This window comes from Lutimaribacter marinistellae (genome assembly GCF_042648365.1).
Taxonomy (GTDB): domain Bacteria; phylum Pseudomonadota; class Alphaproteobacteria; order Rhodobacterales; family Rhodobacteraceae; genus Lutimaribacter_A; species Lutimaribacter_A marinistellae.
Map to the genome: position 1 here is coordinate 1 of NZ_JBHRXI010000005.1, position 4,644 is coordinate 4,644.

Genomic DNA, 4,644 nt, shown 5'->3' on the forward strand with positions numbered 1-4,644 from the left:
TGGAAGCCCTCCGCATCGGCACTGCGCTGGCGCGTGGTGACGAAATCGGCGCCGTTGGCGCTCTGCACCTGGCTCAGGATCACCGGCGCTGTGTCGAACTCGGCATCGAAGGCCACGCTCTCGAAGCCTTGGCTCGAAAGCAGGTTGCTCTGCAGCGTCCCGGCCTCCAGCAGCGTGCCGTCCGGCAGAACCCAGGTCCCCTCCTCGACCACCAGGTAATGCACCGTCTCGTTGAAATGAGACCCGTCGAGATAGTTCGGCTCCTGCAACCGCAGCGTCAGGCTGTCGCCACTCACCCCGCTCACCCGCACGTTCACCGGCTGAAACCCGTTCTCCGTCGAAACAAACGCAACAACAACCGGGGCCACATAGCTCCGCTGCAAACTCACCGTCACCGCATCGCTGCTCAGAAGAAGACTTCCGGTCTCGGCAAAGGCGGCACCCGAGGGACCAATACTAGTACTTTGAGGGCGGAGACCGGACACAGGTACGGGGGCATCTAGCCCCACGAAGTCGACGGCCGATCCATCCGAAAGCATCAGGCGCGTGCCATCGACGACTTCGGTCCAAAACAGCTCGATGTCATGCGGCAAGGCGCTTCCGTCAATCCGGTCCGAGAGCGGGTCAAAATCGAGAACGCGATCCGTGCCTCCGGACACCGAAAGACGAAGGACGTCCGCACCCTCCCCAGTCGAAATAGTATCGTCGCCAAGACCTCCCTCGAATACATCAAGAAAGCCGGTTCCGGTGATGCGGTCGGCAGCGTTGCTGCCCAGGACATCAATTCCACGCAGCGAGCCGGCAGCGGAGATGTCGACGATAGCGCCGGGTGTGCTGCCGTTCATAGAAAAACCGGCCAGATTTAGCGGCCCGCGCCCACCGGCCGGGTCGTCGGGGACGGTGACATGAACCGTAAGCGGCGCGCCGGCCGGGCCGGCGAGGATCTCCAGCCCTTCGGGCTGGCCCGCGAGGCGCTGGAGGTCGTCTGCGTCCATCAGAAGGGCGCGCGGGATGCCACTCATGCCCGGGTCAATCACCTCGATACCGCGGATCGTCGCTCCGCGCAGGTCCACGGTTGCAGTCTCGGGCAGGACGAGACGGTCGGTTCCGGGGCCGCCGTCGATCTCGATACCAGTGCTCGTGGCACCCGGTGCGCCGGTGCCAAGCGGAAGGCCGATTTCAATGATGTCATCGCCGTCCTCGCCCAATATCGTGTCTGGCCCGCCGCCGCTAAACAACACATCAGACGCAGGCCCGCCGATCAGTAGGTCAAATTGCGTAGAGCCAGTGATTGTGTCCCGCCCTATCCCGCCATCCACGAAAAGAGGAATGCCCGGGACAGCGCTTTCTGTGTTGTCGCCGGCGTCCAGTTGGACCGGCTTGGGATCGACGACCGCGAGGTCCCGGTGGAGCGCGCGCCCGAAGGCATCTTCCGCCGCAAGGCGAACCCTTCCACCGCCGATATCGAAGAGGTGGAGACCGTCGAGATCTCCAACCGCACCATAGAAAAGGTCGATGCCGAGCGCCGAGTCTACGAGGACCGCATCGGAGGTGTAGGTCGCGTCGCCGAAATTCTCAAAGGAGGCGGTGATGCGGCCGTTGACGTCCCGCATTAGGTCGACACGTCCGCCATTGGACAAGAAATGCGTACGGGCATCGCCATACACTAGATCTTGCGGCACCAGGTTGCTGGTATCAGGATCGAAGCGAACGGTCCACTGGTTGGAGTTTGTCAGCGCGGTCACGTTGTCCTGTGCAACGTACCAGTCACCGTTGCTGTATTCGATGCGGAACGGTTGGTTAGGCCCCTCCAGTTTCTGAATATAGTTCGTCTGGGTTTCCGCAATCGGCTGACCAAAGCCGAAGGGCGGGTTCTGAGCTTCCCGGGTTGGGTCATAGAACCAGCCGTTTAGATCCACCAGATCGCTGTACTGCGCATCCACTTGGTAATGTTCGTAGACCGCAAAGATGCGCCCATCTCCATCGGCATCGACGCGGAGACGCGGCGCAAGATTATCCGCGCGACCGGACAGATCGGACTCGTCGTAAAGGTCAATAAGCACCTTGGTCCCAGCGACGTAGTCATTGCCGTTGTAGTTGACCTTGGTACCGAAGAGGGCCAGCTGGCTTGTCTCGTATGGACCACCCCCAAAAGCGGCGCGGTCCCTCGTGTGCTGCAGGATCATGAAACTGTCGTCTTCCACCGGAGCAACGACGTACTCACCGATTTCGAAGAGCGCGGAGCCTACATCTGCGAAATCCGTCTCAAATAGCGTACGATCCGTGTAGCCATTGGCCGCAGCCCAATTAAGTTCCGTTCCCCAAGCGAGACGATCGATGGTCGACGTGTAACTTTGGAAATAGTTGAGATAACTGTATACGAGCCCGTCGGTACCGAAGGGCGAGACACGGAGGCCGGCTTGCGGCGAGAGCGTCTCGAAGGTATCGCGAGACACCAGATCGCCGTTCGCGTCAAAGCTATCGATCATGTGGGTGCGCTGCCAGAGATCGGGCGTGCGGACCAGTGTGCAGGATGGACCGTTACAGACCGTGGTCGTCGTGCCGGGCACGAAGTACGAAGGTCCGGAATAGACTAGCCGCTGCCCACCGCCCGGAGCGGCGAATGCCTCAGGCAAGCCGAAGGTGGTTGAGCCTAGCGGATCAACGAACGAGGGAAGGTAGACCGGCGGCGCTTCGTTAAACTCGACGGTGAGTTGGAAGGAAATGACCTCCGTCGCGCCGTCGACATCGCTCGCCTCAATCGTTACGAACTCGGAGATGGGGATGGTCTCATTCTGGCCATCATGGCTACCCGACAGCTCGCCCGTTCGCGGATCGAAGGTGATGCCGTCAGGCAGGTCAAGCTCGCGCCTGGTGTCGAAGTCAAGGAGGCGGAAAGTCATCCTGTCGCCGTCGGGATCAAGGAAGTGTCCAGCAGCAAGATTTTCGGCGAAGACGGAGCCGCCAACTACCTGGATGAACACCGAATTGTCCTGGTCGTCGGTTAGGATTGGCCCTGGGTTTTCCTCCACGATTTTTAACCGGATGCCGGTGCCGGAGGTATCATCCTGTCCGCTGGCGTCGGTCCAGACAAAGACGAAACGCCCGTCCTCCAGCACCGCGACAGCCGGGTCGTACTGTTCCTCGACGATGGTTTCATTAACCTGCACGATTGTGCTGAGGGTGATCTGCGGCTCCGTCTCCTCGAAGATAGGCGGGTCGTCGGGATCGTTCCCCACGGCGGGAATAAAGAAGTCCACGACGCGCGCCTTAATCGAGGCACTCGGATCGGGGCTGCCGATTGCCGTCGCCCCGGTGATCCCGCTCTCGTCGGTCCAGGTCACAACGAAGCTACGCTCGCCGACCGCCGCGACCTCCGGGTCGATCTGGGTCCCGAGGTTCCCGGCAATCTGGATCTCATCGCCAACGCGATTGCCGTCTTGGTCGAAGATCTGCGCGAGGATGTCGAACTTGCCTGTCCTCTTCTCGTAGGAAACGGTCTGTATGAAATCGATGCCGTCGTTCCAAACGACTATGAAATGCCCGTCCGGTAGCGCGGCGACCCGCGCGCCATTCTGCAGGTTTTCGGTAGAAGTATTGATGGTAAAGACGCCGCCTTCTTTCTGCCCCGCGGCATCAAAAAGCTGTGCGGAAATTCCAAGCGAGGAATCGTCTCGCCCGGCGAAATCAACGCCGTCCCAGACCGCCACGAAACGCCCACCGGGCAGGCCTGCGACGGACGGCATCGCACCAAAGCCATAGGTCAAGTTGTTGACCGGAAAGGTTCCGGTCGGAGAACTGCCGTCGGCTGAGTAGAAGCGGCCGGAGATAGATCCATCAATTATCGCCACCGGGTCGGGCGGGATGCCAAACCAAGAGACGAAGTAACCATCACCCACGGCAGCAACATCGGCCGTACCAGCGAGCACGGTTGCATCGCTGCTTACTCTGACAGCGCCGCCAGGTGTTCCTTCGGCATCGAAGGTGCGAACATAGACCTCTGACTGTTCCGGGAGAGTAAGGGTCACGTCCTCAATCGTGGCGGTGACGCTGCCCAGGAGCGCATCCCACGCAACCGCGAAGCCACCGTCAGCAAGGGCAGCGATGGATGGATTCGCGATACTACCACCGGGCACTGAAGCCACGACTATTTCGTGGCCGAGAAATTCGCCGAGCGGGTCTATCAGCCGAGCGACGAGGGAGGCGCCGTCGGTCCAGACGAGAACGAGGTTTCCGTCTTTCAGGCGGGTGATGCGTGGCTGAAGCTGGTCGCCGATTACACTTTCGTTCGCGAGAAGATCATCGGTGTCAGCGACGAACGACACGTTTCGAGTCTCAATAAAAGGCATATCAGAAACGATATTTTTTATGTAACCGAGAAAATGGTTAGACAAAAACTATTGCAGATAGCCTCGGAAGCGTCAATGCGCAAGGTTATCTGACAAAGCCCGATAACTACCCTACATGTGACCTGCCCCCCGGCGGTCCCTCGTTCATAACGAGAGTCTGCGGGTTTGTGCTTTGAGCCCCAACCTTGGACCGCCAGAAGCTGGATTTTTCCGGCTCTGTCACGATGACGGGCTGGTGACGCCATCGGGATAATGCATGGCAATCGGGACGTTGTATCCGATTGCGCTGTGGGGT

At 60.1% G+C, this 4,644-nt stretch carries 2 protein-coding genes; one reads left to right on the plus strand and one right to left on the minus strand.

Translation table 11 applies throughout. The annotated features are described in order from the left end of the window. A partial coding sequence (locus tag ACFORG_RS07240) for a putative Ig domain-containing protein (RefSeq protein ID WP_386734739.1) occupies positions 1-4,145 on the minus strand: 4,145 nt, incomplete at its 3' end. A 9-nt stretch (positions 4,146-4,154) separates the two neighbouring features. Between ACFORG_RS07240 and ACFORG_RS07245 the strand changes: the two genes are divergently transcribed. Next, positions 4,155-4,442 carry a hypothetical protein gene (locus ACFORG_RS07245; protein WP_386734740.1) on the plus strand — a complete coding sequence of 96 codons (288 nt, stop codon included), beginning with the start codon at positions 4,155-4,157 and terminating at the stop codon, positions 4,440-4,442. Positions 4,443-4,644: the final 202 nt, after the last annotated feature.